General features: G+C 68.1%; 27 protein-coding genes and 2 tRNA genes. 18 read left to right on the forward strand and 11 right to left on the reverse strand.

The features are described 5' to 3' along the window. Positions 1–276: 276 nt before the first annotated feature. Entirely contained in the window at positions 277–1,467 is a 1,191-nt protein-coding gene (locus AB0H36_RS24240; RefSeq protein ID WP_360527521.1) for an erythromycin esterase family protein, read from the reverse strand. A 120-nt stretch (positions 1,468–1,587) separates the two neighbouring features. On the opposite strand from AB0H36_RS24240, the gene AB0H36_RS24245 reads away from it, so the two are divergent. Next, the gene (locus AB0H36_RS24245) at positions 1,588–2,529 is read left to right on the forward strand and encodes a GNAT family N-acetyltransferase (RefSeq protein ID WP_360527524.1); all 942 of its coding nucleotides are present in this window, start codon (positions 1,588–1,590) and stop codon (positions 2,527–2,529) included. A gap of 69 nt (positions 2,530–2,598) precedes the next feature. Then, positions 2,599–3,765 (forward strand): S8 family serine peptidase, encoded by a 1,167-nt coding sequence (locus AB0H36_RS24250; RefSeq protein WP_360527527.1) that lies wholly within the window; start codon positions 2,599–2,601, stop codon positions 3,763–3,765. Here AB0H36_RS24250 and AB0H36_RS24255 read toward each other — a convergent pair. From AB0H36_RS24255 to AB0H36_RS24275, 5 genes are all read right to left on the reverse strand, one after another. Then, on the reverse strand, positions 3,689–4,177 hold the full coding sequence (locus tag AB0H36_RS24255) for an NUDIX domain-containing protein (RefSeq protein ID WP_360527530.1): 489 nt from the start codon (positions 4,175–4,177) through the stop codon (positions 3,689–3,691). The genes AB0H36_RS24250 and AB0H36_RS24255 overlap by 77 nt on opposite strands. A gap of 184 nt (positions 4,178–4,361) precedes the next feature. Further along, a complete protein-coding gene (locus AB0H36_RS24260) occupies positions 4,362–5,297 on the reverse strand; it encodes a nucleotidyl transferase AbiEii/AbiGii toxin family protein (protein ID WP_360527533.1) in 936 nt (311 codons plus the stop codon). Then, a complete protein-coding gene (locus AB0H36_RS24265) occupies positions 5,200–6,225 on the reverse strand; it encodes a type IV toxin-antitoxin system AbiEi family antitoxin domain-containing protein (RefSeq protein WP_360527536.1) in 1,026 nt (341 codons plus the stop codon). The genes AB0H36_RS24260 and AB0H36_RS24265 overlap by 98 nt, the downstream gene beginning before the upstream one ends. Before the next feature lie 91 nt (positions 6,226–6,316). Then, positions 6,317–7,525 (reverse strand): TerC family protein, encoded by a 1,209-nt coding sequence (locus AB0H36_RS24270; RefSeq protein WP_360527539.1) that lies wholly within the window; start codon positions 7,523–7,525, stop codon positions 6,317–6,319. Between the two features lie 95 nt (positions 7,526–7,620). Beyond that, complete coding sequence (locus AB0H36_RS24275; RefSeq protein WP_360527542.1) at positions 7,621–8,184, reverse strand: XRE family transcriptional regulator; 564 nt, start codon at positions 8,182–8,184, stop codon at positions 7,621–7,623. 39 nt (positions 8,185–8,223) lie between these two features. Between AB0H36_RS24275 and AB0H36_RS24280 the strand changes: the two genes are divergently transcribed. Then, entirely contained in the window at positions 8,224–8,748 is a 525-nt protein-coding gene (locus AB0H36_RS24280; protein ID WP_360527545.1) for an N-acetyltransferase family protein, read from the forward strand. Here AB0H36_RS24280 and AB0H36_RS24285 read toward each other — a convergent pair. Together AB0H36_RS24285 and AB0H36_RS24290 are read right to left on the reverse strand one after the other, a co-directional pair. After that, positions 8,745–9,290, reverse strand: coding sequence for a M15 family metallopeptidase (locus AB0H36_RS24285; protein WP_360527548.1), 546 nt, complete (start codon positions 9,288–9,290; stop codon positions 8,745–8,747). The two genes, AB0H36_RS24280 and AB0H36_RS24285, sit on opposite strands and share 4 nt — an antisense overlap. A 151-nt stretch (positions 9,291–9,441) precedes the next feature. After that, positions 9,442–9,885: a hypothetical protein gene (locus AB0H36_RS24290; RefSeq protein WP_360527551.1), complete on the reverse strand. Its 444-nt coding sequence runs from the start codon at positions 9,883–9,885 to the stop codon at positions 9,442–9,444. Between the two features lie 44 nt (positions 9,886–9,929). Between AB0H36_RS24290 and AB0H36_RS24295 the strand changes: the two genes are divergently transcribed. Continuing rightward, positions 9,930–10,751, forward strand: a complete 822-nt coding sequence (locus AB0H36_RS24295) for an alpha/beta hydrolase (RefSeq protein ID WP_360527554.1) — start codon at positions 9,930–9,932, stop codon at positions 10,749–10,751. Here the strand turns inward: AB0H36_RS24295 and AB0H36_RS24300 are convergent. Continuing rightward, positions 10,741–11,625, reverse strand: coding sequence for a M23 family metallopeptidase (locus AB0H36_RS24300; protein ID WP_360527557.1), 885 nt, complete (start codon positions 11,623–11,625; stop codon positions 10,741–10,743). The genes AB0H36_RS24295 and AB0H36_RS24300 overlap by 11 nt on opposite strands. 375 nt (positions 11,626–12,000) lie before the next feature. On the opposite strand from AB0H36_RS24300, the gene AB0H36_RS24305 reads away from it, so the two are divergent. The 4 genes from AB0H36_RS24305 (at position 12,001) to rpmG (ending at position 13,501) form a co-directional block, all read left to right on the forward strand. Then, the gene (locus tag AB0H36_RS24305) at positions 12,001–12,945 is read left to right on the forward strand and encodes an NAD-dependent epimerase/dehydratase family protein (RefSeq protein ID WP_360527560.1); all 945 of its coding nucleotides are present in this window, start codon (positions 12,001–12,003) and stop codon (positions 12,943–12,945) included. Positions 12,946–13,068: 123 nt separating this feature from the next. Then, positions 13,069–13,141, forward strand: a tRNA-Thr gene (locus tag AB0H36_RS24310). 50 nt (positions 13,142–13,191) lie between these two features. Beyond that, positions 13,192–13,265, forward strand: a tRNA-Met gene (locus tag AB0H36_RS24315). 68 nt (positions 13,266–13,333) lie between these two features. Then, positions 13,334–13,501 carry a 50S ribosomal protein L33 gene (gene rpmG / locus AB0H36_RS24320; protein ID WP_360527563.1) on the forward strand — a complete coding sequence of 56 codons (168 nt, stop codon included), beginning with the start codon at positions 13,334–13,336 and terminating at the stop codon, positions 13,499–13,501. Between the two features lie 74 nt (positions 13,502–13,575). Here the strand turns inward: rpmG and AB0H36_RS24325 are convergent, their stop codons facing one another. Further along, on the reverse strand, positions 13,576–14,322 hold the full coding sequence (locus AB0H36_RS24325; protein ID WP_360527566.1) for a (2Fe-2S)-binding protein: 747 nt from the start codon (positions 14,320–14,322) through the stop codon (positions 13,576–13,578). 79 nt (positions 14,323–14,401) lie between these two features. Here AB0H36_RS24325 and AB0H36_RS24330 point away from each other — a divergent pair, with 79 nt between their 5' ends. The 10 genes from AB0H36_RS24330 to AB0H36_RS24375 all read left to right on the forward strand — a co-directional run bounded on the left by AB0H36_RS24330 (position 14,402) and on the right by AB0H36_RS24375 (position 25,485). Continuing rightward, complete coding sequence (locus tag AB0H36_RS24330; RefSeq protein ID WP_360527569.1) at positions 14,402–14,824, forward strand: MaoC family dehydratase N-terminal domain-containing protein; 423 nt, start codon at positions 14,402–14,404, stop codon at positions 14,822–14,824. Continuing rightward, positions 14,821–15,228 carry a MaoC family dehydratase gene (locus AB0H36_RS24335; protein ID WP_360527572.1) on the forward strand — a complete coding sequence of 136 codons (408 nt, stop codon included), beginning with the start codon at positions 14,821–14,823 and terminating at the stop codon, positions 15,226–15,228. The genes AB0H36_RS24330 and AB0H36_RS24335 overlap by 4 nt, the downstream gene beginning before the upstream one ends. Continuing rightward, positions 15,225–16,250 (forward strand): UDP-N-acetylmuramate dehydrogenase, encoded by a 1,026-nt coding sequence (locus AB0H36_RS24340; RefSeq protein ID WP_360527575.1) that lies wholly within the window; start codon positions 15,225–15,227, stop codon positions 16,248–16,250. Before AB0H36_RS24335 ends, AB0H36_RS24340 begins: the two co-directional genes overlap by 4 nt. A gap of 77 nt (positions 16,251–16,327) precedes the next feature. Beyond that, on the forward strand, positions 16,328–17,869 hold the full coding sequence (locus AB0H36_RS24345; protein WP_360527578.1) for an alkaline phosphatase D family protein: 1,542 nt from the start codon (positions 16,328–16,330) through the stop codon (positions 17,867–17,869). Between the two features lie 75 nt (positions 17,870–17,944). Further along, positions 17,945–19,243: an ABC transporter substrate-binding protein gene (locus tag AB0H36_RS24350; protein WP_360527581.1), complete on the forward strand. Its 1,299-nt coding sequence runs from the start codon at positions 17,945–17,947 to the stop codon at positions 19,241–19,243. Next, the gene (locus AB0H36_RS24355) at positions 19,243–20,193 is read left to right on the forward strand and encodes a sugar ABC transporter permease (RefSeq protein WP_360527584.1); all 951 of its coding nucleotides are present in this window, start codon (positions 19,243–19,245) and stop codon (positions 20,191–20,193) included. The genes AB0H36_RS24350 and AB0H36_RS24355 overlap by 1 nt, the downstream gene beginning before the upstream one ends. After that, complete coding sequence (locus AB0H36_RS24360; protein ID WP_360527587.1) at positions 20,186–21,004, forward strand: carbohydrate ABC transporter permease; 819 nt, start codon at positions 20,186–20,188, stop codon at positions 21,002–21,004. Before AB0H36_RS24355 ends, AB0H36_RS24360 begins: the two co-directional genes overlap by 8 nt. Continuing rightward, complete coding sequence (locus AB0H36_RS24365; RefSeq protein WP_360527590.1) at positions 21,001–22,374, forward strand: hypothetical protein; 1,374 nt, start codon at positions 21,001–21,003, stop codon at positions 22,372–22,374. Before AB0H36_RS24360 ends, AB0H36_RS24365 begins: the two co-directional genes overlap by 4 nt. Before the next feature lie 10 nt (positions 22,375–22,384). Next, positions 22,385–23,275: a MurR/RpiR family transcriptional regulator gene (locus tag AB0H36_RS24370; RefSeq protein ID WP_360527593.1), complete on the forward strand. Its 891-nt coding sequence runs from the start codon at positions 22,385–22,387 to the stop codon at positions 23,273–23,275. Between the two features lie 11 nt (positions 23,276–23,286). Continuing rightward, positions 23,287–25,485, forward strand: coding sequence for an FAD-dependent oxidoreductase (locus AB0H36_RS24375; protein ID WP_360527596.1), 2,199 nt, complete (start codon positions 23,287–23,289; stop codon positions 25,483–25,485). Between the two features lie 48 nt (positions 25,486–25,533). Here AB0H36_RS24375 and AB0H36_RS24380 read toward each other — a convergent pair whose 3' ends face one another. Further along, positions 25,534–26,148 carry a 2'-5' RNA ligase family protein gene (locus AB0H36_RS24380; RefSeq protein ID WP_360527599.1) on the reverse strand — a complete coding sequence of 205 codons (615 nt, stop codon included), beginning with the start codon at positions 26,146–26,148 and terminating at the stop codon, positions 25,534–25,536. Positions 26,149–26,151 lie beyond the last annotated feature (3 nt).

The following is a 26,151-nucleotide window of genomic DNA, read 5'->3' on the forward strand; positions in this document are numbered from 1 at the left end:
GGGATGTCGCCGTACCGGTCGTGCAGCTCCTCGACCAGCTCGGCACCCACGGCTTTGCACCCACGGCTTTGCACCCACGGCTTTGCACCCACGGCTTTGCACCCACGGCTTCCTCGGCCGGCTTGGGCGTACCGCGAGTCGCTCGGACACGAAGCGGGGACCTCGGACATCCGACCAGATGTCCGAGGTCCCGAGTTGGTGTCCGAGGTTCGGCGTGACGCGCCGGCACCGCCCCGACCGTGAAGGGCTGCGTGAGGGTCGGCTGTGGTTCGACGCTTAGGTCCGGTGGGCGTGCTTCACGAAGAGGATGGCGTCGGTGGTGGGGAGGTGGGCGGGGTCTAGTGGGGCGTAGCCGTACCAAGGGGACACGCGCGGGACGGGGGTCAGGTCGTGGAGGGCTGCGGGGTCGAGGAGGTAGGTGTCGCCCGGGAGGGTGTAGAGGAGGCCCTCGAGGGTGTTGGGGGGTGGAGTGGTGACGCCTTGGTGGGGGATTGTGCCTAGGGCTGTGGCTAGGTGGGCGTAGTCCTTGCCTAGTTGGGCGCTGACGAGTGCGCCGGCGCTCCACCATTGCGGTGTCTGGTCGCCCAGGCGCATCGAGCTCTTGTTGCGTTGGAGGTGGGCGTTGTGAGCGCTGACGAGGGCTGGGCCACGGTCTGCGATGGCGAGCAGGTTGGCGGCCATCATCGAGTCTCGTACGGCGAGCAGCCACGCCAAGCGGCTCGGCGACGTGTCGGCCATCCAGCGGTGGTAGCGCAGTAGGCCTCTGGCGGTGCGCGCGTACAGCAGAGCCCGCTCCCAGTCGTTCGGTGCGGATGCCTCGATCAGCTGCGGCGCCTGAGCGTTGAGGAGCGCGACCAGGTCGTCGGCAAGCAGTCGCAGCTCTTTGGCTTCAGCGGTCTGACCGACCGACTGGGATGGGTCTCGCATCGCGGCCAGGTTGGTCCACTGATCGTCAGGGCCGAGCAGGCGGTCGAGGGCGTCCGCCGTACAGGGGAGCAAGTCGGTGTCACCCCAGGCGGCGAGGTAGGCGTGCAAACCAGTGAGCGCCTGTCGCGGGCTCGCCGCGGCGGTGATCTCCAGCGGGCCGTCGAAGCCGGCGAACCGCAGTTGCTCGTCAGCGGGACGGCCGTCGTTGTACGAGCGCATCCAATTCACCAGCTCGCGGTTCGCTGGGAATGCACCCCACTCGTGGCTGAATCCGCGCTCCATGACGTCGTCGAGCGTGCCTCGACCCGACCTGACGTAGTCGTCGACGACCAGGCCCATCAGGCAGTCGCTCTCGAGCGCGAACGTCCGATAGCCCTCCTGCTCGACCAGTTGCTGAAACAGCTCGTTCCGCAGCTCGAGCAGAACCTCTTCACCATGCGTCGGCTCACCCAGTCCCAGCAGGCGCGGCTTGCCTGGAAGCAACGCCATCACGCTGGCAGAGTCGACGGTACTGGCAGCTCGTTCGATCCCGGCAGTCATACCTTCAACAGTATCGTTCAAGTACTTGGTGAAGACTTGCCGTCAGCTGCAACGCAGCAGCCAGGCCGAAACCCTCAACACCGGGTGAGGTACGTCGGCGATGGGTCCTAGCATCTGGCCATGGAGCAAGAGTTCAGCGGAGAGATCTTCGAGTGGCGCGGCCCAGCGCCGTACTACTTCGTCTCCGTGCCGGAGCAGGCAGGCGACGCGCTGCGAGCCGCGGCCTCGGCCGCCAGTTACGGCTGGGGCATGCTGCCGATCCGCGCAAGGATCGGTAGCACCGAATGGAAGACCTCGCTGTGGCCGAAGGATGGCGGCTACCTGCTCCCGTTGAAGGACGCAGTACGCAAGCCCGCAGGACTGGACGCGGGCGACGTGGTGGACGTTCGGCTCATGTTCGATGCGCTGCCTCGTCCGCAGAAGCGACCGGCGGCCAAGCGAGTGCCCGTTCCTCGTACGACGGGCTCGCGCGAACCGGTCACCGCCGAGCAACTCACGATCGTTCCCGCCAACCAGGCGGCGTGGGAGGACCTGCAGGCGATCTTCGGGACGGCCGGTGACACCGCACGATGCTGGTGCCAACGGTTTCGCATGCTGCCCAAGGAGTCCTGGGCGTCCGAGGGCCCCGAAGAACTCGCCGCCCGGCTTAGCGACCAGACCGCCTGTGGAAACGACAAGGCGCGGGCGACGAGCGGCCTGGTCGCGTACCTCGACGGTCAGCCCGTCGGCTGGTGCGCCGTCGCGCCGCGAGCGGACCACCCGAGACTCCTGCGCGACTACCGCGTTCCTTGGCTCGGCCGCAACGAGGACAAGACCGACCCCACCATCTGGGCCGTCACCTGCTTCGTCACCCGCGCCGGCTACCGCCGCCGAGGCATCGGCCGCGCACTGGCCCAAGCCACCGTCGCCTTCGCCCGCGACCGTGGCGCCACCGCCGTCGAGGGCTACCCGGACTTCGTGGACGGCGGCTCCGTCGGCACTCCCACCATGTTCACCGATGCCGGCTTCACCGAGGTAAGTCGCCCAGGCAACCGCCGGGCCGTCATGCGAATCGCCTTCTGAAAACCACGCAGCGTTTTGTGGCCTGAGACGTCCTTCTTGGTGTTGATGTCGACACAAGGAGTCGTCTGCATGTCTCTGATCCGCCCAATCGCCTTGCTCATCAGCCTCGCGCTGCTGCTGACCGCAGTACCCGGGGCCAGCGCGGGACCGGTCCTGGAGCCACCATCCGAGCAACCCGAGCGCATCAGCTTCCGCGGTGGTGGTGCCACGGCCTCAGTCATCTCGCGGACCGCCGAGCACACCTACGTCATCCCGACGGAAGTCTTGAGTGAGGTCGCCAAGGGCCGCCTGGACCGGTCCCTCTTCGACGTGAAGGGACTCATCGAGCAGGGCTACGACGACGCCCGACGCAAGACGCTGCCGGTGATCGTCCAGTACGACGGCAGCCCGGCCACCGCGCGGACCCGGGCCAAGAACGACGCCTTCGCCGGCACCACGAAGTCCGGGCTCCTCACCTCGATCGGCGCCCGGGCAGCCCAGGTGACCAAGGGCCCGGCCTTCTGGCGCTCCATCAGCGACCCTGCTCCCAGGACCAAGAGCCAACTGGTCGAGCCCCAGATCCGGACCATCCGGCTGGACCGCCGGATGAAGGCCGCCCTGGACCAGAGCGTCGCCCAGATCGGTGCGCCCGCCTCCTGGCTGCGCGGGTTCACCGGTCAGGGCGTCAAGGTTGCCGTCCTCGACACCGGCATCGACAAGACCCACCCCGACCTCGAAGGCCGGGTTGTTGCCGAGGCCAACTTCTCCGGCAGCCCCGACACCCTCGACCGGGTCGGCCACGGCACGCACGTCGCGAGCACGATCGCGGGAACAGGCGCCGCCTCCCAGGGCAAGTACCGCGGCGTCGCTCCGAACGCGGCCCTGCTCAACAGGAAGGTCCTCGACGACGAAGGCTCGGGCACCGATTCCAGCATCATCGCCGGCATGGAATGGGCCGCCGCCCAGGGTGCGAAAGTGGTCAACGTCAGCCTCGGCGGCGAGCCCACCGACGGCACCGACCCGGTGGCGCAGGCGGTCAACACGCTCAGCCGGCAGACCGGCGCACTGTTCGTGGTTGCCGCTGGCAACTGCTTTGACACCACACCCGGCCAGATCGATTCGCCGGCCTCTGCCGACGCGGCGCTCGCCGTGGCCAACCTGACCTGGAGCGGCTGCGTCGTCAGTCCGTTGCCGGGGTTCTTGCGTCGCTTATGTCAACGGGATGTGGCGGGACGCCGTCGGTCAGCAGGTCTGTGAGGAGGTGACCGAGCCGTGGCGGGAAGACGGTCTCGGTCGCCTCGACCAGATCCTGCGCCCGCCACCACCGAAAGCCGAGGATGCTGGAGGCCTCGTACTCGCTCAACTGCGCGGGCACCGGTTCAAAGGCTTCGACCCTGTGCAACAGCCACTTCTCGTGTACGTCGACAACCTGACCGCCGTACTCGTAGGTGTGATCCCGTTGCCAGACCAGAACCCCAATCGGAAGGCCGACCAGCCCGGTCTCCTCGTACGCCTCCCGCGTCGCGGCATCCTGCAACGACTCACCAGCCTCAACACCCCCACCCACGGGATACCAGCAAACGCCCTGCGTCCCCGGATCCCTGGACCGAATGAGCAACACCCGCCCATCCCCGTCCACCAACAACAGCTTCACCGCCAACCTCGCCACAACCGCAACTGTAGAGGCGAGGACTTGTCCGGTCAGACCCGTCGAGTTCAACCGCCGTCGTCTGGGCTGGATGGCGAGATGCTGCCGGACTCGTTGGTGCCAGGCGTTCACTGGGAAACGTCGTCAACCGTGCAAGTCGTCGCCGCGCCGTGAGCGTCCGGCCTGGTCGCGGCGGTGTGGAGTCTTACAGCCACGAACGGTGGTGTGGATCCCAGATGCCTCTGATTCGTTCGCCGCTGAGGACCTCGTCCAGGCAGATGCTGCAGAATGTCAGCGCCGCATTCAGATCCCAGTACTTCCGTGAGTACTCTGCGAACCCCGCGGCGGCACGGGGAAAAGCGACGAACCAGTCTTCACTCGGCGCTTGCACCTTCTTCGGAAGTGTCGTCCGGCGTCGGCCCGCCTCGCGCCGAAGAACCGTAGTCAGGCGCGCCGCATCGAACGGGAGTGCTGCAACGATCCGCACGATGTCGGTCAGATCGCGGTAGCGTGTTGATGCTTCGTCGCCGTTCTGGCCGTACCGCTCGTACAGCGCGCAGATCTTGTCAGCAAGGTGATGTTCGATCGGGGTGGTGGGGACCGACGGCAAATCTTGCAGGGTCGCGTGCTCGATCACTGGCTTCAGCGGCACCTGATCGACCGGGGCGTCGACGTGGCGCCGCGTGGTGAGGTCGATGGTGAAGCTCTCGAAGACTTGCCGGCCGAGTAGACCCCGAGCTTTGACCTTGGCGGTTTCGGCACCATAACCGTAGGGGTCAGCTTCCCGCTGGGCAGTCACTGAATGCAGCTCGAATTCGAACGGATCTCCGTGGTAAGGCCGGCTGGAAAACTGCCGGAGCTCGGACAGCGCCGCTTCGGGACTGGTCCACGGCGTCTCACGGGCCAGATCGACATCCTGGGTGAATCGGCCGCCGCCGGTCCGGATCAGCAGAGCGTTGCCACCCAGCAGCACCCAAGGAGCATTGTGGTCCTGGAAGATGCGGCTGAGGAGGATGGTGAAGATGTACTGCTTGCGGACCGGATCAGCCGCGACGCCACGGCTCTTCGCCTCGTTGGCCAGCTTTGTCCCGAGGGACGCTCGGAGACGGTTCGCTTCCAGCTGAGTCAGCGCGTGTGCCAACTTCGATATCCCTGTCCTGCCGCCTGACGGCATCTTGTGCCTGACGCTTCTGCCCGGCTGTTCGGCGCAACTCCGGCTGCCGGTCAGGCGGAATTTGGGGCGACACCCTAGTGATTGCCTTGGTGTCAGGAAGTGTGGCACTGCGTACGTCTTGAGCTGCTGGACGGAGGTCGATCCCCGGCGCCAGTTGGCGAAGTTGCTCTGCAAACGCCTGCCTGACGACTTCTTCGAGGTGGGGCGCGAGCGTTCGGAGGAGCATCTCCTGCAACTGCGGGGCCAACAACTCCAGCACCCGGGCGTCAGGTAGGTAGCCGGATGTCTTGAGCGCAGCGACGAGCAGGGCGTTTCCGTCTGGAGATCTGAACCGCTCCGCCGCCGACTCAAGTGCCTGAGCTAGGGCGTCGTACGTGACGTCGGTGGTCGTGACGGCATCGCGGACTGCAACGGCGAGATGATCGAAGTCGATGCCGACAGTAGCCAGGTCTTTGACGGTGCGGGCGACAGTTGTCACCGGTAGCCCGTTGACCCAGGAGACGTCTGCATCCGGCAGATCGCGCTTGCGGTACCGCGTATCCGGCTGCGTGGTTTGCCGGCGCACCGCGGTGGTGAATTCATACCTCGAGGGCAGCAGGTCACCGAGTCCGTGCACAGCCGCCGCGGACTCACCCGAAACTACAGCCAGCGGCTGGTTGCCGGCCGGTTGACTTCCGGTGGCCAACCAAGCCGCACGTACGCCCTGCAATGGCCCGGTGTTGGCCGACGGGAGCGCGTAAACGCCATGACGTACACGCTGCACGGTGCCACGGTCGGCGAGGCGCGATAGCTGCATCTTCGACACCCCTACCTCGGATGCCTGGGCCGTGGTCACCAGGCCCCACTGGCTGGAACCAAGAAGCTCCAGCGACTCCAACACGTCTACCGCACGCACTTACTCACCTCCTCAAGTGCTCTGATAGTAACATCTAGCCGTTACTTTCAAAGCATCGGGTGAGAGTGTCTGATACCTCGCGGTGGCGTGGTTAGAGGCTGGGGCGGATTTCGTGTTCGGCGTGGGCGGCGGCGTGGGAATCGGCGGCTCGGCGGCAGAGATCCATGAGGTCGGACTCGTTCTTGACCTGCTGGCGGGCTTCGGGGCCCAGGGCGATGATGTGGTCGCGGGCGGCGAGGAGGCGGAGGAAGATGCGTTCGCGTTCGGCGGCGTCCATCGTGTACTCGGCGTCCAGGTAGGCGGCGGCGTCGCGGCGGATGTGGGCCATGGCGGTCTGGGTTCGGCCGCGGGTGCTGAGCAGGGAGGCCAGGACGGTGATCACCAGGACACCCATGATGACCACGAGGGACAGGCCGGTGCTGATCTCGGCGACGTCGACGTGCTCGCCGTCGTTGACGAACGGCAGGTTGTTCTCGTGCAGCGCGTGCAGGATCAGCTTGGCGCCGATGAAGGCGAGGATCGCGGCCAGGCCGAAGGACAGGTAGATCAGCCGGTCCAGCAGGCCGTCCAGGAGGAAGTAGAGCTGGCGGAGGCCGAGCAGGCTGAATGCGGTCGCGGTGAACACGATGAACACGTTCTGCGTGAGCCCGAAGATCGCCGGGATCGAGTCCAGCGCGAACATCAGGTCGGTGCCGCCGATCGCGGCCATCACCAGCACCATCGGCGTCATCAGCCGGCGGCCGTCGATCGTGGTGAAGAGCCGGTCTCCGTCGAAGTCCTCGCTGGTGCGGAAGAACCGCCGGGCCAGCCGTACGACGATGTTCTGCGCGGAGTGTGATTCCTCGGTCTCGGGTTTCAGCATGTTGCCCGCGGTCAGCAGCAGTGCGATCCCGAACAGGTAGAACACCCAGGAGAACGTGTTCAGCAGCGCCGAGCCGAGGAAGATGAACCCGGCCCGGGCGATCAGCGAGAAGACGATGCCGAACAGCAGCACCTTCTGCTGGTTCTCCCGCGGCACCCGGAAGCTGGTCATGATGATCAGGAACACGAACAGGTTGTCGACCGACAGCGCTTTCTCGGTGATGTACCCGGCGAAGTACTCCGAGCCCATCGCCGTACCGCCGAAGACGAGGCAGCCGAGGCCGAACAGCACCGCGATCCCGACGTACACCGCGGACCAGATCGCGGCCTCGCGCAGCGTCGGCACGTGCGCTGAGCGGACGTGGAAGAAGTAGTCGAACGCGAGCAGTGCGAGGATCGCGGCCAGCGTCAGGATCCACACCAGCGGTGAGACCGTCATCGTTCCTCCGTACGGCGCGGGGCATGAGGTGTCCCGCGTACGGCGCGGGACACCGGCCAGCCAATCACGTCGGACCCACCTGTGTCGCTCAACGACTACGAACGGCCTTTGACCAGGGCGACCAGGTAGCGGCAGGGCGAGCCGGCGGGGTTGTGGAAGGTGGTGGGCGACGGCGGGCCGAGTTGGAGGCAGTCGCCGGTGTGCAGGTCGTGGACGACCGGCCCCTCGTGGAAGCGGAGGTGGCCGTCGAGGATCCAGAGCTGCTGGTACTTGAAGATGTAGGCGTCGGCCGGGTACGAGACCGAGGCGCCGGGTGGGAGCTCGACCTCGACGAGCTCGAGCGGGCCGTCGGTGACCGGCGAGACCGCGCGCCGCAGGTAGCCGGTGGCCGGGTCGGTCCACACGGGCTGGTCGGCCTGGCGGCGGAGGAGGTCGCCGGTGGTCTCCGCGCGGGCGACCAGCTCGGACAGGGTCATCCCGAGTGCGCCGGACAGCCGGCCGAGAAGGACCGCGGTCGGCTGCGCCTCGCCGCGTTCGATCTTGCCGATCATCGCCCGGGACACCCCCGAACGCTCGGCGAGCGCGTTCACGGACAGGTCCTGCGCGACCCGGGCAGCCTGCACCGTTGCCGCGAGCGAGGCGGACAATTGATCCAACATGGTTGCCACTATAGCGGCAGCTGTGGCTACTATCGTGGCATGGCAAAAGTCAGAGACGCTTCACCGCTGGATGGCGAGGCCTGCGCGGCGATCTACGCGCCGTACGTCACCGACACCGCGATCACCTTCGAGATAGAGCCGCCGTCCGCGGGCGAGATGGCTCAGCGGATCGCCGACGCCCAGACGACGCACGCCTGGCTGGTGCTCGAGGACGACGACGGCCGGGTGGTCGGCTACGCGTACGCGGGTCAGATGAAGCCGCGAGCGGCGTACCGCTGGTCCTGTGAGGTGAGCGTCTACCTCGAGCTCGGCCGGCGCCGGACCGGTGGCGGGCGCGCCCTCTACGAGGCGTTGTTCGAGCGGCTGGCCGAGCGCGGATTCCGTACGGCGATCGCCGGCATGACCCTCCCGAACGACGCCAGCGTGGGCCTGCACACCGCGCTCGGCTTCGAGGAGATCGGCACCTACCGCCGGATCGGGTGGAAGCTCGACGCCTGGCACGACGTGCACTGGCGGCAGCGTGCGCTCGCCGTACTGCCGGACCCGCCGGAGGAGACGCGTTAGCTCATCGGCGGGCACTTGCCGCCCGGCTCGGTGACGAGCTCGAAGTGCCAGATCTCGTTGGACAGCGTCTGGCACAGGCCGAACCGAGCGCCCTTGCGGATCAGCCAGTAGTCGGCGGCCGTCGGGCCGATGTCGACCGCGTCGCCGGTCACGTGGTGCGAGTCCTCGGGCGTGGAGACGTACTCGAGGGCCTTCTTCTTGCTGCCGTACTTGGCGATCGCGCGGTCGAGCAGTTCCTGCTGGTACTTCTTGCTCCGCCAGCCGGTGTTCACGTTCATCGTGATGCCGTCCTTCCGCATCGCGGTCTCGGCCTGCTGGACGGCCTTCAGCAGGTCCGGGTCGAGCTTGGCGATGCCGGGCAGATCGGTGTCGAAGGCCGACGCCTTGTCCGGGAGTACGCCGTCATCCGGGCCGGCCGGACCCGAGGATGTCGTCGCAGACTCGGGCGGAGGCGGCTCGCTCTGGGCGTTGACCGACGTACAGGCCGCGACGGCGAAACTGGTCGCCGCGGCGACGATCGCCAGGGCGCTCAGTGCCGTCATCCGGCCTCGCGTTTGACCAGCTGATCGGTGAGCATGGCAACAGTTCATCCGGGCGCAGGTTGCCGGAGCGTCTGCGTTTGCGCATACGTTTTCGATACGCCCGGCCTGATTCACTGGATGTCGCCGGTCCTTTTGGTTCTTGCCGGCCGGTTCAACTGACTGGGGTTGTCAGCGGATGGGAAAGGAGCTCGGTCCAGGCCGACTTTGCCTGCCGTTGTTCGCGCCAGATACTCGGCACCCGACCGAGTGCCAGCACACTCTTCACGAGCTCGACCGGGTCGACGTCGCCGGACAGACGGCCAAGGGTCACCTCCTGGTTCGCCTTGTCCAGTGCGCCGAGGTCACCCGTGAACCAGATGATCCGTTTCTCGTTGCCGATCGCGACTCGAATCGCTCCCTCGGTCAACCACTTGATTCCCAGCGCGGGCGGTGCGGCGCCGAGGTAACGGACCCACTCCAACGGGGCGGCCAGTGGGTCGTGGCGTCCGTCGTCGAAGACGACGATGGGCTCCGTCCCGTCGAGGAGGATGAGGTGAAGCCGGCCTCTGCGGGCTGGTCCGGGGATCCGGATTCGGCCGGACCGGTGGCTCGGCATCCATATCGCCACGGGCGAACCTCGGGCGGTGCGAGGATCCGGTCATGCCTGAGTACGTTGCGCCTGATGGGGTTGAGTTGGTCTACCACCTGGTGGGGGAGGGGGAGCCGGTGGTTTGTGTGCCTGGGGGGATGTTGGGGAGTGCCTACCTGGGGGAGTTGGGTGGGCTGGCGAGGCACCGGCAGTTGGTGATGGTGGATCTTCGGGGGACTGGGGAGTCGGGTGGGGAGAGCTGGCCGTGTGATCGGTTGGTGGGGGACTTGGAGGCGTTGCGGCGGCACCTGGGAGTGGAGCGGGTGACGCTGTTGGGGCATTCGGCGGGGGCGAGTCTGGTGACGTTGTACGCGGCGGCATACCCAGAGCGGGTGGAGAAGTTGGTGTTGGCTACGCCGGGGACGCGGGCCGTGGGGATCGAGGTGACGGCGGACCGGCGGCGGGCTGTGCTCGAGAAGCGGAAGGGCGAGGCCTGGTATCGGCAGGTGTCGGCGGCGTTCGAGGCGATTCAGACCGGCGAGGGCAGCGACTGGGCCGCGTTGAATCCGATGGCGTACGCGCGGTGGGACGCCGAAGCACGGGCCCAGCAGGAGCTTGAGGACAGACTGGCCAACTACGAGGCGCTGGGGATCTTCAACTCACCGGAGGCGTTCGACGCCGCGGCGACTCGGGCCGCGCTGAGCAAGGTCGAAGCCCCGGCCTTGGTGCTGGCCGGGGCTCTCGACTGGGGGACGGACACGGTTGCGGCGGAGGAGTTCGCCGAAGCGTTTCCCAACGCGCAGTACGTCGTACTGCCCGGCGTCGCGCATCATCCGTGGCTGGACGACGCCGATGCCTTCGTGGCGACGGTGACCGGGTTCCTCAGGCGTTGACGCCGTGGTCGCTGAGCCACGGCTCCGGGTCGATCTGGACGTCGCCGCCGCGGAGGACCTCGAAGTGGAGGTGCGGGCCGGTGGTGTTGCCGGTCATGCCGATGGCGCCGACCTGCTCGCCGGTGGAGACCATGTCGCCGACCGAGACGTCGAACTCGGACATGTGGCTGTACGACGTGACCGTGCCGTCGGCGTGCCGGACCTTCACCTGGCGGCCGTACGCACCGGCGTACGCGGCCTGGATGACCTCACCGGCCATCACCGAGCGGACCGGCGTGCCGATGGGGGCCGCGAAGTCGAGGCCGGTGTGGTTGCGGGCCCAGCGGCCGCCGGCCTGGCCGAAGTGCGCGGTCAGACGGTAGCCGGTGGTCGGCAGGACGACCTTGTTGGTGTTCGCCTTCTCGGCAGCCTTGGCCTTGGCGATCGCTGCAGCCTTCGCGGCGGCCAGTGCGCGGGCCTGGGCGGCGGCCTTCTTCGCGGCGGCTGCCTTGGCGGCGGCGAGCGCGAGGGCGCGGCGCTGCGTCAGCGTCGCGTTCGCGGCCAGGCGCGCGGCACGGGCCTGCGCCGCCTTCTCGGCCTGCGCCTTGCGGGTCGCCGCGAGGGACAGGTCGATCCGGGACGCGTCACGCGACGCGAGGTCCCGCCGCTCGACCCGGGCCGCGGTCAGAGCGTCGGCCTGCGAGGGGCTCAGGCCGGTGCTCGCCGTGGAGGGTCCGGAAGCGGAGGAGCTGACGCCGACTGCGGTGGTGCCGGCCGCGGCGGCCAGAGCGGCGGTGAGGCCGATCAGCTGAGTGCGGCGGTTGGTACTTCGGCGGGACAGACGATGTTTGGCGACCCGGCGCGGGGCGACCGGGACGTCATGCTGAGGAGACACAGGGGAGGGCCTTCCAGGGAGGGGCACCGCTGCGAGGGGTACAGCGGCCCAACGACCATAACGAGAAGGTCACAGGCCCTCAAACGCCGAGTGCGCGCAGATGAACAAAATCGCACACGTACGGTGAGTGGCTCCTGCCCCCGTGTAGAGGCTCAAGCGTGAATCCGACCCGTGGGTAATTGAATCCGTGCGTGACACGGATCACGTCCCAAATGGCGCTCAGCAGCCCTGCCAGACCGGTATAAGGCGGCCAGTTACTGACCTTCCACAGTCGACTCGCAGCGGGTCCGCCGCGGGGAGAGGGAGGTGCGAACAACGTCTGCTGAGGGGAGACAGCGGTGTGTTCGCGGGATCCGGGTCGGTAGGACTGGGTGCATGCGAATCGCGATTCTCGGTGGGACCCGGTTCATCGGGCGGGCAGTGGTCGAACTGTTGGCGGCGGAAGGGCATGAGCTGCTGGTCGTGCATCGCGGGGAGCATGAGCCCGCGGGGTTGCCTGACGTCGAGCATGCGCATGTTGATCGGCATGACGGGGCTGCGCTGGCTGGTGTGTTGAGGTCGTTCGGGGTTGAGGGGCTGGTCGACGTCTCCGGGATGAACGCGGCGGCGGCCGACGCGGCGCTGGGTGCGGTCGGGGCGGAGGTGAAGCTGGTGGCGATCTCGAGTGGGGATGTGTACCGCGCGTACGACGGCCTGCACTCCGACCGGACGACGGACGGGGTGCCGCTGATGGAGGAGTCGCCGTTGCGGGAGCGGCGGTTCGTGGACGGGCCGCAGTACGAGAACCTCGAGATGGAGGAGCGGTACCTGCCGCGGGGTGCGACGGTGCTGCGGCTGGGGGCGGTGTACGGCGAGCACGACTACCAGCGGCGGTTCGAGTTCGTGCTGCGGCGGGTGCGGGCCGGGCGGAAGCGGATTCCGGTCGGGTCGGGGCAGTTTCTGTTCAGCCGGGTGTACGTCGGGGATGTGGCGACCGCGGTGTCGCTGGCGCTGGCCGGGGACCACCGGGGTACGGCGTTCAACGTGGTCGAGCCTGTGACCGCGCCGTACCGGCTGTTCGCAGAGCAGATCCTGGCGGCGGCGGGGGCCTCGGACGTGGAGCTGGTGACGGTCCGGGACGACCTGCTGCCCGAGGACCTGGCGTTGACCGGGACGCTGAACCAGCACCTGCTGATGGACTCGTCGAAGGCGCATCGTGTGCTCGGGTGGGCGCCGGCCGACCCGGCGGCGAGTCTGCGTCGGGCGGTGGCCTGGCACCTGGAGAATCCGCCCTCAGACGCCTCGGACGACTTTTCGGCCGATGACGCCGTACTGGACTGAAAATTGGTCAGAAGCACTCCGCGGAGACGGTATGCTTTCCGGGTCGGACTGAGGGGGGTGCAGGGTCCAGCCGGCTCGATTTCACATCGAGGCTGCGGACCGTGTAATCTCTCTCCTCGGCCCGCCCCTTTAGCTCAGTCGGCAGAGCGTCTCCATGGTAAGGAGAAGGTCTACGGTTCGATTCCGTAAAGGGGCTCTGAGAACGGCATCTCACCCGGTCCGCCGGGTGGGGTGACGGACTCTCCCGGCGGGGTAGCTCAGGTGGTTAGAGCACACGGCTCATAATCGTGGTGTCGCGGGTTCGACTCCCGCCCCCGCTACCCACCAATGCAGTAGTTCGAGAGTGCGATCACCCAAGTTGCGCACTCATGATCAAGAAGAGGCAGCAGTGGCCAAGGCAACCGACATCCGCCCGAAGATCACGCTGGCGTGCACCGTCTGCAAGGAGCGCAACTACATCACCAAGAAGAACCGGCGGAACGACCCGGATCGTCTTGAGCTGAAGAAGTACTGCTTCCGCTGCAACGACCACACCGCCCACCGCGAAACCCGCTGACCTCCAGCTCTACAGAGTTTCCGCGAGGCCGCTTCGGTTACCCGAAGCGGCCTTTCGCTGTGCCTGGGGACGGGCTAGACCGTGAGGATTGGGCGGCCGGCTTCGTAGGCGGTGAGGCGTTGGTCACGGGGGGTCAGGCAGCAGGAGCCGCAGAGGGTGTTGGTGCCGGACTCGCTGGTGTAGTAGAGGCAGCACGTGTTGCGGAGGTAGACGAGCTTGCCGCCGGCGATCTCGACGTCGCCGAGGCGGGACAAACCACCCGGGGCGTGGCCGACGAAGGTTTTCCAGCGGTCCAGAAGGTAGGCCGGGGAGACGGTCTCCACCTCGCGCGTCGCCGCGCAGAAGCCCATCGCGCAGCCCGCCGCGACGCCGCCGTGAAGCTGGCGAAGGCCGGCCCGGGTACGGCGGTGGAGCTCAGCGGAGAGTGGTAGCAGATGCTCCCGGAGCACCACGTCATACAGGGTCTCCAGACCGCCCGGGAGGAAGCGGGCAGACCGGATCGCCACCGCGGCCAGCCCGTGCCCGTCGTGTGGCCGGACCCACAGGTTCTCCGGGCGGATGTCGAGGACGCGGCCTTCCAGCGCCCACAGCAGTAGCGCGGTCGCGGGTGCGCGACCGGCGTAGAACGACATCAGGCTGAGTGCGTTCGCGTGGGCCGACCGGTGTCCGCTGGCGTCGTGGTCCCGCTTGAGCAGCTCGGTCAGCTCGGGGCTGTCCGGCTCCAGGATGCGGTCCACCCGGAGCCACTCGGACCCGGTCGGCGCACCGATCTCCAGCTTGTACCGGGGCGCGTACCTGTCCAGCGCTGTCACTGCCGTCACATTCAACCTTCCCAGTCCGGTCTTACTGAGAGTGGGTGGCGGCACTCGCCGCCTTAGTCTGCCAGTAGGGTTACGAAATATGACGATCGACGCCACGATGGTCGGCCGGAGCTACGCGGCCGCCGAGTCCTACCAGGTCGGCCGGGAGAAGATCCGTGAGTTCGCCGACGCGATCGGCGACCCGAACCCGGCGTACCGGGGTGCTGACGCGGTCGCGCCGCCCACCTTCGGGTTCGTGCTCGGCAGCCGGGCGCTGGAGCAGCTGCTGAGCGACGAGGAGCTCGGCCTGCGGCTGGACCGGATCGTGCACGGCGCGCAGAAGTTCAGCTACACCCGCCCGATCAAGGCCGGCGACGACATCGCCGCGACCGCGACCATCACCGCCGTACGCAAGGCCGGTCCCGTCGAGGTGATCATGTACGACACCGCCCTGACCACCGTCGACGGTGAGCCGGTCGCCACCTCGACCTCCACCCTCTCGCACAACCGGGCGGATGCATGAACAGCGCACAACCCGGCCTCGAGCTCCCGCCGCTGACCGTCACGTTGCGGCGCGAGGACCTGGTCCGGTACGCCGGCGCGAGCGGCGACTTCAACCCGATCCACTGGAGCGACCGGATGGCGGCCGCGCTCGGCCTGCCCGGCGTGATCGCGCACGGCATGCTCACCATGGCCACCGCGGCCCGCGTCGTCACCGACTGGCTCGACGACCCCGCCGACCTGGTCGAGTACGGCGTACGGTTCACCAAGCCGGTCGTCGTACCGGATGACGACAAGGGTGCGAGCGTGACGTTCTCGGCGAAAGTCGACAAAGTCGCCGACGGGTTGGCCGAGATCGACATCACCGCGATCGCCGGCGAGGAGAAGGTGCTCGGCCGGGCCAGGGCGGTCGTGCGCGTCCAGTGAAGACTCATGTGCGCCTGGCCGACTTCACCACCCTCCGGATCGGCGGGCCGGCCGACAAGCTGGTCGAGGTGACCACCGAGGACGACCTGGTCACCGCGGTCCGGGACGCCGACGCCACCGGAGAGCCGGTGCTGCTGCTGTCCGGCGGCAGCAACGTGGTGATCGGCGACGACGGGTTCCGCGGCACCGTGATCAAGGTCGTCACCCGCGGGATCCGGGTCGACGCGGACATGTGCTCCGGCGCGATGGTCCACATCCAGGCCGGCGAGGACTGGGACACCGTCGTCCAGCGCGCGATTGCCGAGGAATGGAGCGGCCTGGAGTCGATGTCCGGCATCCCCGGGCTGACCGGTTCGACCCCGGTGCAGAACGTCGGCGCCTACGGCCACGAGGTCGCCGAGACGATCGCGTCCGTGCGGGTCTGGGACCGGGTCGACAACCAGGTCCGGACGGTCTTCGCGGCCGACTGCGGCTTCAGCTACCGCAACTCGCGCTTCAAGGCCGACCCCTCGCGCTACGTCGTACTCGAGGTCACTTTCCAGCTCAGGCTCGGCGACTTGTCCGCACCGGTCGGGTACGCCGAGCTGGCCCGCGTGCTCGAGGTCGAGCCAGGGGCGCGGGCGCCGATGACCGACGTACGGGAAGCCGTGCTGGGGCTGCGGCGGGGCAAGGGCATGGTGCTGGACGAGGCCGACCACGACACGTGGAGCGCCGGCTCGTTCTTCACCAACCCGATCCTGAACGCGGCGGCCGACGTACCGGCGGGTGCTCCGCAGTGGCCGCAGCCGGACGGCCGGGTGAAGACGAGCGCGGCCTGGCTGATCGAGCACGCCGGTGTCGCGAAGGGGTTCGCGATCGGGGCCGCCTCGGTGTCGACCAAGCACACGCTGGCGCTGACGAACCGCGGCGGCGCCACCGCCAAGGAGGTCCTCGCGCTGGCCGCGCACATCCGCGCCCAGGTCCAGCAGGCCTTCGGCATCACCCTGGTCAACGAACCCGTCCTGGTGAACGCCAGTCTCTGAACGTTCTCTTGTTCTTCGGCTCGGGGTCCGTTAGGTGTGAATGACTTACGGATCCCGACCCCGTTGCAGGAGGATTCATGCGAGACCAGTTGGGCCGCCGACATTTCCTGACCCTGGCCGGAGCCGCCGCCGTTGCTGTTGCCGTTGTGCCGGAGGCGCGAGCTTCCGGCGACCTGTTCACGCTGGGGGTAGCCTCCGGCGATCCGCAGCCGGACGGCGTCGTGCTGTGGACCCGCCTCGCGCCCGAGCCCGTCGCCCCGGACGGGTACGGCGGTATGCCGGACAAGCGCTACCAGGTGAAGTGGGAGGTCGCCGAGGACCCGACCTTCCGCCGGATCGTCCGTCGCGGAGTCGAGCACGCCGTCCGCGAGTGGGGCCACTCCGTCCACGCCGAGGTGCACGGCCTGCGGCCGGACCGCGAGTACTGGTACCGGTTCGTCGTCGGCGACCAGATCAGTCCGGTCGGCCGGACCCGGACCGCGCCGGCGCTCTTCAGCCGGCTGAACGAACTGACCTTTGCGTTCGCGAGCTGCCAGGCCTATACCGACGGCTTCTTCACCGCCTACCGGCACATGGCCGACGAGGACCTCGATCTCGTCGTCCACCTCGGCGACTACATCTACGAGGGCGGTGGCGCGGGCACGATCGGTCGCGCGCACATCCCGACCGCCGAGGTGTTCAGCCTCGCCGACTACCGGGTCCGGTACGGGCAGTACAAGTCCGACCCCAACCTCAAGGCGGCGCACGCGGCGGCGCCGTGGGTGGTCGCGCCCGACGACCACGACGTCGAGAACAACTGGGCCGGCGACATCTCCCAGATCGACACCGAGCCCGATCAGGACCCGGCTGTGTTCCGCCAGCGCCGGGCTGCGGCGTACCAGGCGTACTACGAGAACCTGCCACTTCGCCGTACGTCGATGCCGCGTGGACCCGAGATGCAGGTCTACCGGCGGCTGACCTTCGGCAACCTGCTCCAGCTGAACGTGCTCGACACCCGCCGCTTCCGCACCGACCAGCTCGAGTGCGTGCGCGGCTGCGACGACCGGTTCGACCCGGCGCGGACGATGCTGGGTGCCGAGCAGGAGAAGTGGCTGCTCGACGGGCTGGGCCGATCGCACGCGCGCTGGAACGTGCTCGGGAACCAGATCTTCGCGTTCGAGGCCGACCACGACGCGGGCGAGTCGGAGCGCTACGGCATGGACACCTGGGACGGGTACGCCGCCGCGCGGCAGCGACTGTTCGACGGCCTGGTCCAGCGCAAGGTGGACAACTTCGTGATGATCACCGGCGACGCCCACCGCAGCGTGGCTGCGGACCTCAAGCTGAACTTCGCCGACCCGTCGTCGCGGACCGTCGGCACGGAGTTCCTCGGTACGTCGATCAGCTCGGGCGGCAATGGCGTCGACACAGACGCGCTCGGCGTGACCTGGCTCGCGGAGAACCCGCACATGCGGTTCCACAACAGCCAACGCGGTTACCAGCGCTGCGTGGTCACGCGATCCGGGTGGCGGACCGACTATCGCGTCGTACCCGAGGTGACCGTGTCCGGCGGGCCGGTGATCACTCGCGCCGGGGTCACGGTCGAAGCCGGTCGGCCGGGCGTCGCTGACGTGGCCTGAAAAAGATTTGCACCAGGGCTAGGCAAGACCTCCTCCTCTCGCTAATCTTTTGCGAAATCTGGTGGGAGGTGGAGTGTGAGGCGCAAAGGATTTTCACGGCGGGAAGTGCTCGCCGGGCTGGGCGCGGCCGCCGCTGCGGCGGCTGTGCCCGGCTGTTCGTCCGGCGGCGCGCGATCGAGCGCGCTGCAGGTCTGGGGTGGCGTGCCGGCCGCGTCCGGCCCGGCCGACGTGGTGAAGGCGTTCGAGCAGAAGTTCCCGCAGTACAAGGTGAACTACACCCGGTTCGTGAACGATGCCCGCGGCAACCTCAAGCTGGACACCGCGTTGCAGGGCGGGCTCGACATCGACGTGTACTTCACCTACTCCCAGGCGTCGATGGCGCTGCGGGCCGGGTCCGGACTGGCGGCGGACCTGACCGACCGGGTCACCGCCGACCCGGACCTGAAGCCGTTCCTGGACACCGTCGAGCCGCGGGCCTACATCGACAACGGCAAGGTGAAGGCGCTCGCCACTGCCCGCGAGCCCGCGTTCGTGCTGTTCAACGAGAAGCTCCGGCGGCAGGCCGGCCTCGACCTGCCGCGGCAGTGGACGATCGAGGACTACCGCCGTACGGCGCAACGCCTGACCACCGGGTCGACGATCGGCGCCTACACGATCCCCGACGTCGCCCGGATCGCCCTCGGCCCGAACTACTGGTACGACGGCGACCGCTCGAACTTCGGTGATCCGCACTTCGAGCAGGCTTTCCGGCTCGGCCGGGACATGATCCGCGAGGGGTCCGTGTTCCCGCACACCGAGGTGCTGTCCCGGCACCTGGACACCTACCAGCAGAACTCCTTCCTGCGCGAGGAGTTCCACCTGTGGCCGACCGCGCCGTTCAACCTGCGCTACCTGTACGACCCGAAGAAGTATCCGCACGACTTCAAGGTCGCGTTCGCCCCGCCGCCGACGGTCGACGGCAGGGACTGGAACGGCGGCAGCTACAGCAACTTCGTGATGGTCAACCCGACCTCGCCGAAACTCGAGGCGGCCTGGGCATTCGTGAAGTTCTGGCTCACCGAGGGCTCCACGCCGATGCTCAAGGCCGGCAAGCTGCCGACCCTCGGCAACGTCACCGACGACCAGGTGGTCAGCGGCATGCTCGGCAAGGAGCCGGACACGTACTTCGACGTCGAGTCGTTCCGCCGCGTCGTCCTGGACGCCGAGCCCAAGCTCGCCACCGACACCCGCCTGACCGGCTTCCCGGAGATCAGCCTCGCGGTCAAGCAGCAGCGCGACCTGTGCTGGCTGGGCGAGAAGGACCCGGGCGTGGCGATCCGTGAGGTACGGCGCCTCGCCGACGCGGCGATCGCCCGGAACGAGAGGAGGTCCTGATGGCCACCGCCATAGTCACGGCCCCGGACCAGGTCACCACCGGTACGCCGCCGACCCGGACCGGTCAAGGCCCCGGCATCCGGCCGCGGGGCTGGATCGGGTTCCTCTTCATCGCGCCGAACCTGCTCGGGGTCGTCGCCTTCACGCTGATCCCGCTGGTCAGCGTCATCGTGCTCGCCTTTACCGACTGGAACCTGGTGTCCGGGCTCGGCGGCATCACGTTCAACGGCCTCGACAACTTCGTCGCGATCGCCCAGGATCCCGGGTTCTGGCGGGCAGCGCTGCTGACCCTGGTGTATGTCGGGGTGAGCGTGCCGCTGACCGTCGTCCTCGGGTTGGGGCTCGGGATCGCGCTGAACCGGCCGCTGCCGGGCCGCGCCGTACTGCGGGCGATCTTCTTCCTGCCGTACATCGTCAACGTGGTCGCGATCGGTATGACCTGGCTGATGCTGATGAACCCGAAGGCGGGCCTGGTCAACCAGGTGCTGGACGCGTTCGGGATCCAGCCGGGCTGGTTCGCGTCCTCGCATTGGGCACTGCCCGCGCTGATCGTGATGGCGGTCTGGGGCGGGGTCGGGTACTGCTCGCTGATCTACCTGTCCGCGTTGCAGGACGCGCCGCAGCAACTGTACGAGGCGGCCGACATCGATGGCGCCGGGGCGTGGGCGAAGTTCCGCGTGATCACCTGGCCGGCGTTGCTGCCGACAACGATCTTCCTGCTGGTCACGCTGATCATCGGCGCGTCCCAGGGCTTCGGCCTGATCGCGCTGATCACCGCCGGCGGGCCCGGCGACGCGACCACGACGATCTCCTACTACATGTACCAGACAGGCTTCCAGTTCTACCGGTTCGGCTACGCGTCGGCGATCGGCCTGGTGACGTTCCTCGGCGTCCTCGCGCTGACCCTGGTGACCTGGCGGGCGCAACGCGGAAGGGCCCTCAATGACTAGGTCGAAGTGGCTGTGGGGGATCCCGCTGTGGATCCTGGCGCTCGCGTTCCTCGCGCCGTTCGCGTGGATGCTGTCGACCGCGCTGAAGCCGGACGTGGACGCGTACCGGATCCCGATGCAGTGGATCCCGGATCCGTTCCAGTGGGACAACTACTCGACCGTGCTCAGCGGCGCCACCTCGGTGCTGCCCGCGTTCGGCCGGTCGGTGTTCGTCGCCGTACTGCGGGTGGCCGGTGAGCTGATCACCGCGACCATGGCCGGCTACGCGTTCGCGCGGATGTCGTTCAAGGGCCGGGACCGGCTGTTCCTGCTGTACCTGGCGACCGCGATCATCCCGGCCCAACTGCTGCTGGTGCCGCGGTTCATCTACTTCCAGAAGCTCGGGCTGTACGACACGCTGTGGGCGCTCATCCTGCCCGGTATGTTCACCGTGCTCGGCACCTTCCTGATGCGGCAGTTCTTCGTCAGCCAGCCGGCCGAGTTCGCCGAGGCGGCCCGGATGGACGGCGCGAACGAGTGGCAGGTGTTCACCCGGATCTACCTGCCGTTGGCGACCCCGGTGATGAGCGCGCTCGGCATCCTGGCGTTCGTCTGGTCCTGGAACGACTACGAGACGCCGCTGGTGCTGATCAGCAACCCGGACCGCTACACGCTGCCGCTCAGCCTGACCAACTTCGTCGACGAGCAGGGCCAGATCGCGCCCGGCCTGACCATGGCCGCCTCGGTGATCTCGATCGTGCCGGTGCTGCTCGTGTTCATCGTCCTGCAACGGCGGTTCATCGCCGCCATGACCCATACGGGGATCAAATGAACGTGTCCGGTGTCTTCCCGCAGCTCGCCCAGATCGGCGACTTCGGTCCGCCGCGCAGCGAGCTCGGCGTCGGTTCGCTGATGCCGTGGAACGGGAAGCTCTACGTCCAGAACTACAACTCGCACAAGGCTCGATCCGGCGCCGGCGTCAGCCTGCGCCGGATCGACGCCGACTTCTCGATGGAGATCGTCGCCGAGACGCTCGGGGTGGACGGCACCTACACCAACCGGTTCGTGCACTTCCCGACCTCGCAGCTGGTGCTCGGGCCGCACGTGATCTCGGCCGACCACAAGATCGTCACGATCCCCGAGCTCCAGCCGCTCCGGGTCTGCGGGACGTCGAGGCACCTGACCAAGCCGGACACGCACGTGTACGTGCTCGCGATGGAAGGCGAGTTGCTCGAGCTCGACCTGACGACGTACGAGTGCACGCAGGTCTTCGACCTCAACGAGGAGCTCGGCACGGACGGCGAGATGAAGGTCCACTACAAGGACTGCTACACGTCGTTCGGCCGCCTCGTCGTCTGCTCCAACGAGTACGCCGAGCCCGAGTGGGCCGGCGTACGGTCGCGGGGACGGTTGGCGTCGTACGACGGGACCTCGTGGACCGTGCTGCGGCAGGACCCGTACACCGCGATCGGTGGGCGGCACGAGTTCGGCGGGACCATCTTCGCGGCCGGGTGGGACCGGGCGTCGGCGATCCTCGAGGTGTTCACCGAGGCGGATCAGAGGTGGACGCGGTACCGGCTGCCGAAGGCGTCGCACTGCTTCGACCACAAGTGGCAGACCGAGTGGCCGCGGATCCGGGAGGTCGAGCACGAGCGGCTGCTGCTCGACCACCACGGCATGTTCTACGAGCTGTCGCCCTGGGCGTACGGGGGCAGGATCTGGGGCGTGCGGCCGATCTCCACACATCTGTGGGTGCTCGGCGACTTCTGCTCGTGGCGCGGGATGCTCGTCGCCGGGGCGGACAACGCGTCGCCGAGTCACGGGCTGAACCCGACCACGGCGGAACCGCAGTCCGGGTTGTGGTTCGGCAAGACCGACGACCTGTGGAGCTTCGGCAAGCCGGCCGGCTGGGGCGGGCCCTGGTGGGAGACGCCGGTGGTCGCGGGTGAGCCGTCGGATCCGTACCTGATGACGGGCTTCGACGGGAAGTGCCTGCACCTGGAGAACTTCGGCGACTCCTCGATGGTCGTGACCGTGGAGATCGACTTCCACGGACACGGGCGGTTCGGTGCGGTCGAGTCGCTGACGGTCGAGCCGGGGCAGATCCGGACGCACGTGTTCCCGCCCGGGTTCAGCGCGCACTGGGTGCGGGTGGTCAGTGACACCGACGGTGTGGCGAGTGCCCAGTTCGTCTATACGTGATGATCACGGGATGGGATCTTCTTCGATGGAGCGAGCCGGCAGCCCGAGTCCGTTGCAGCTGGTCAAGCGCGCGCTGCCCGAGCTGCACGGCGCGATGCAGCGCGTCGCCGAGCACATCCTGGCGAACCCGGACGAGGTCGCGCGCGGGTCGATCACCAAGCTGGCCGAGGCCGCCCAGACCTCGGCCGCGACGGTCACCCGGCTGTCCACCCACCTCGGGTTCGAGGGGTACCCGGCCCTCCGGGCCGCGCTGGCGATGGAGATCGGCCGCGGCCTCGAGGCGGGCTGGGCCAGCGACATCGGGCTGGCGATCGGCCCGGCGGATCCACCCGAGCAGGTGCTGAACGTCCTTGCTTCCACCCAGGCGAACGCCTTGCGGAACGCGTTGGCCGCAATCGACCTGACCGCGGCCACCCGGGTCGCCGATGCGATTGCCGGCGCCCGCCGTACGCACATCTACGGCGAGTGGGGTGACGCGATCCCGGCGCGCGAGCTGTACATCCGGCTGCTGCGGATCGGGATCCCGGTGTGGTTCTTCGACGGGCCGCAGTCGTCGCAGATCGGCGGCGGGCTGCTGGGTTCCGGCGACGTCGCGTTGGTGGTGTCGAGATCCGGGATCGATCAGACCACGCTCGAGTTCCTGCGGCGGTCGGCCGACGAGGGCGCGCTCACGGTCGCGATCACCGGGGTCGTCGACTCGCCGATCGCCCGGCTGGCCGACGTCACGCTCGACACCGGCACACCGAACGGGACCACGTGGACCGAGTTCTTCGCCGGCCGGGCCAGCGACGTGCTGACGGCCGGGTTGCTGTTCGTCCTGGTCGCGCAGCGCGTCCCCGACCACCTCACCGCCAACCACCCGAACGGCCCCGGACAACCCGTCGTACATCCAGACACTTGAGAGGTCCACATATGCAGCAGCTCGACGTCCACAACGATCTGACCGTCGTCGGCGGTGGTCTGGCCGGGATCTGCGCGGCGATCGCCGCCGCCCGGCAGGGCAGCACGGTGGCTCTGATCCAGAACCGGCCGGTGCTCGGCGGCAACTCCTCCAGCGAGGTGCGGGTGTGGGTGTGCGGGGCGACCGCGCACGGCGTCCAGCACTTCGCCCGGGAGACCGGGATCATGGGCGAGCTGTTCGTCGAGAACCAGTACCGGAACCCGGAGGGGAACCCGTACTACTGGGATCTCGTCCTGCTGGAAGCGGTACGCGCGGAACCGCGGATCACCCTGTTCCTGAACACGGACGTGCGGACCGTGGACGCCGCCGACGGCACGATCCGGTCGGTCACCGGATGGCAGATGGGGTCGGAGAAGGAGATCACCTTCTACAGCCCGGTGTTCGCCGACTGCTCGGGGGACGGGCTGGTCGGGTACCTCGCGGGGGCGGACTTCGCGACCGGGCGGGAGCCACAGTCGTTGTACGGCGAGTCGTGGGCGCCGGTCGTGCCCGACACGAACACGCTGGGAAGCACGATTCTCTTCTACACCAAGGACACCGGGGCACCGGTGCGGTTCGTGCCGCCGTCGTTCGCTCGCGACATCACCGAGACGGCCATCCCGGATCGCCGGATCATCCGGTCGGAGATGAACGGGTGCGCGTACTGGTGGATCGAGTGGGGTGGTGAGCTGGACGTTGTCGACGACAACGAGCGGATCCGGGACGAGTTGCAGGCGGTCGTCTACGGGATCTGGGACTACATCAAGAACTCCGGTCGGTTCGACGCCGAGACGCTGACGCTGGAGTGGATCGGGGCGGTGCCGGGGAAGCGGGAGTACCGGCGCTTTCTCGGGGATCACGTGCTGACGCAGCACGACGTACTCGGGCAGACCGAGTTCGAGGACCGGGTGGCTTTCGGCGGGTGGTCGATCGATCTGCACCCGCCCGGTGGGGTCTACTCGGCCGAGCGTGGGTCGAAGCACTGGCATCCGGACGGGAACTACCACATCCCGCTGCGGTCGCTGTACTCGCGGAACGTCTCCAATCTGTGGATGGCCGGGCGGAACATCAGCGCGAGTCACGTGGCCTTCGGTACGACGCGGGTGATGGCGACGTGCGCCGTACTGGGGGAGGCCGTCGGGATCGCGTCGGCTGTTGCCCAGCGCAACGGATTGACGCCGCGGGAGCTGGCGGGTGATCACTTCGGCCTGATGCGGCGGGCGTTGCAGCGCGCCGACGCCTCGGTCCTGGGCGTCGTCGACGACGACCCCGCCAACCTCGCCTTGACCGCCACCGTCACTGCCTCGTCCACGCTCACCCACCCCGCGGTGGAAGTCTCCTCCGGCACCCTCCCCTTGACCACCGACCTGGCCATCGTCATCCCATCCCCGACTGGTCTCTCCCTCCTGGTCGACGCCGCTTCGGACACCTCGCTCACCGTCGAGCTTCACGATCCGCTGAAGCCGCAGAACTACCTCCCGTTGAAGCTCCTCGACTCGTGCACGGTCGCTGTGCCGGCGGGCGAGAAGCGGTGGATCGACGTACCGCTGGAATGGCGTGGATCCGGCAACGCGGTCGTCGTACTGCGGTCGAATCCGGACGTGTCGGTCCATACGGCCTCGTCGGCGCTGCCCGGGACGCTCGTCTTCGCCCATCGCGATCCGGCGCCGGATGAGCAGTGGACCGAACAGTTCCGCGCCTGGAAACACATCCTGCCCCGGGCCGGCCTCTGCCTCCGTCTCGGCGAGACCACCGCGTATGCCGCCTCGAACGTCGTCGGCGGCTACTCCCGCCCGTACGGCGGCCCGCAACTCTGGTCCTCCGAAGACCTCGCCTGGGACCCGGAGCCCTGGATCCAGCTCACCTGGCCCACCCCCGTCGACCTCACCGAGATCGTCGTCATCCTCGACGACGACGTCGAGGAAGACCTCATCAACCTCCACCACCACCGCACCCCCTTCGAGTGCCTCCCCACCTTGCTGCGCGACTACGACCTCCAGGCCCAGGACGCCTCCGGCACCTGGCAAACCGTCACCACCATCACCGCCAACCACCACCGCACCCACCGCCACCCCGTCTCCCTCACCACCACCGCCATCCGCCTACAAGCCCACACCACCAACGGCCACCGCCGAGCCCACCTCCAAAGCCTCCGCGCTTACGGCACCTGACCCGCGGCAGAAGTACGACACCCCACCAAATGCTGGTTGGTGGGGTGGTCAGTCCAGGTCGAGCGCCAGGTCTGGTTTCCAGTGGTAGAGGTGGTGGGTTCGGGTGAGGGTCAGGAGGGTGAGGGTGGTGATGGAGAGGGCTGTGGAGTGCGAGGTGTGGGCGAGGAGGCGGGTGGTGATGGGGGCGGTGGGGGTGTTGTGGTTGCAGTAGGCGAGGGTGATGTGGGGGTTGAGCTCGGGGAGCTCGGGTACGGCGTCGTCGCCCCAGACGTCGGTGATGGCGGCGCGGGTGAGGTCGCGGAGGTGCTGTAGCGGCTCGGTCGGGCGGACCGGGAGCTGGATGGACTCGGCGTCGAGTTCGGCGGGGCCGACGGTGACCGGGAAGGACGCGACCTGGGTGAACCGGCGGCGGGTGGCTTCGACGATGTCGGCCAGGTCGGCGTCGGGCACGCGGTCGGTGAAGCCGACGCCCTGCAGGCCGAGGTGGAGCCACTCCAGCGGCACCGGGGTGAAGCCGGGCAGGTCGTTGAGCAGCTCGCCGTACGACGCATGGAGCGCAGCGATCTCGGGGCGGCCGTCGAACGTGACGTGCCAGGCGTAGAAGCTGCGATCAGGCCGCCAACCGGGCCGCCAGTACCAGTGGTCGCGGACTTCTTCGAGCATCAG

This window comes from Kribbella sp. NPDC050820 (assembly GCF_040653975.1).
Lineage (GTDB): Bacteria > Actinomycetota > Actinomycetes > Propionibacteriales > Kribbellaceae > Kribbella.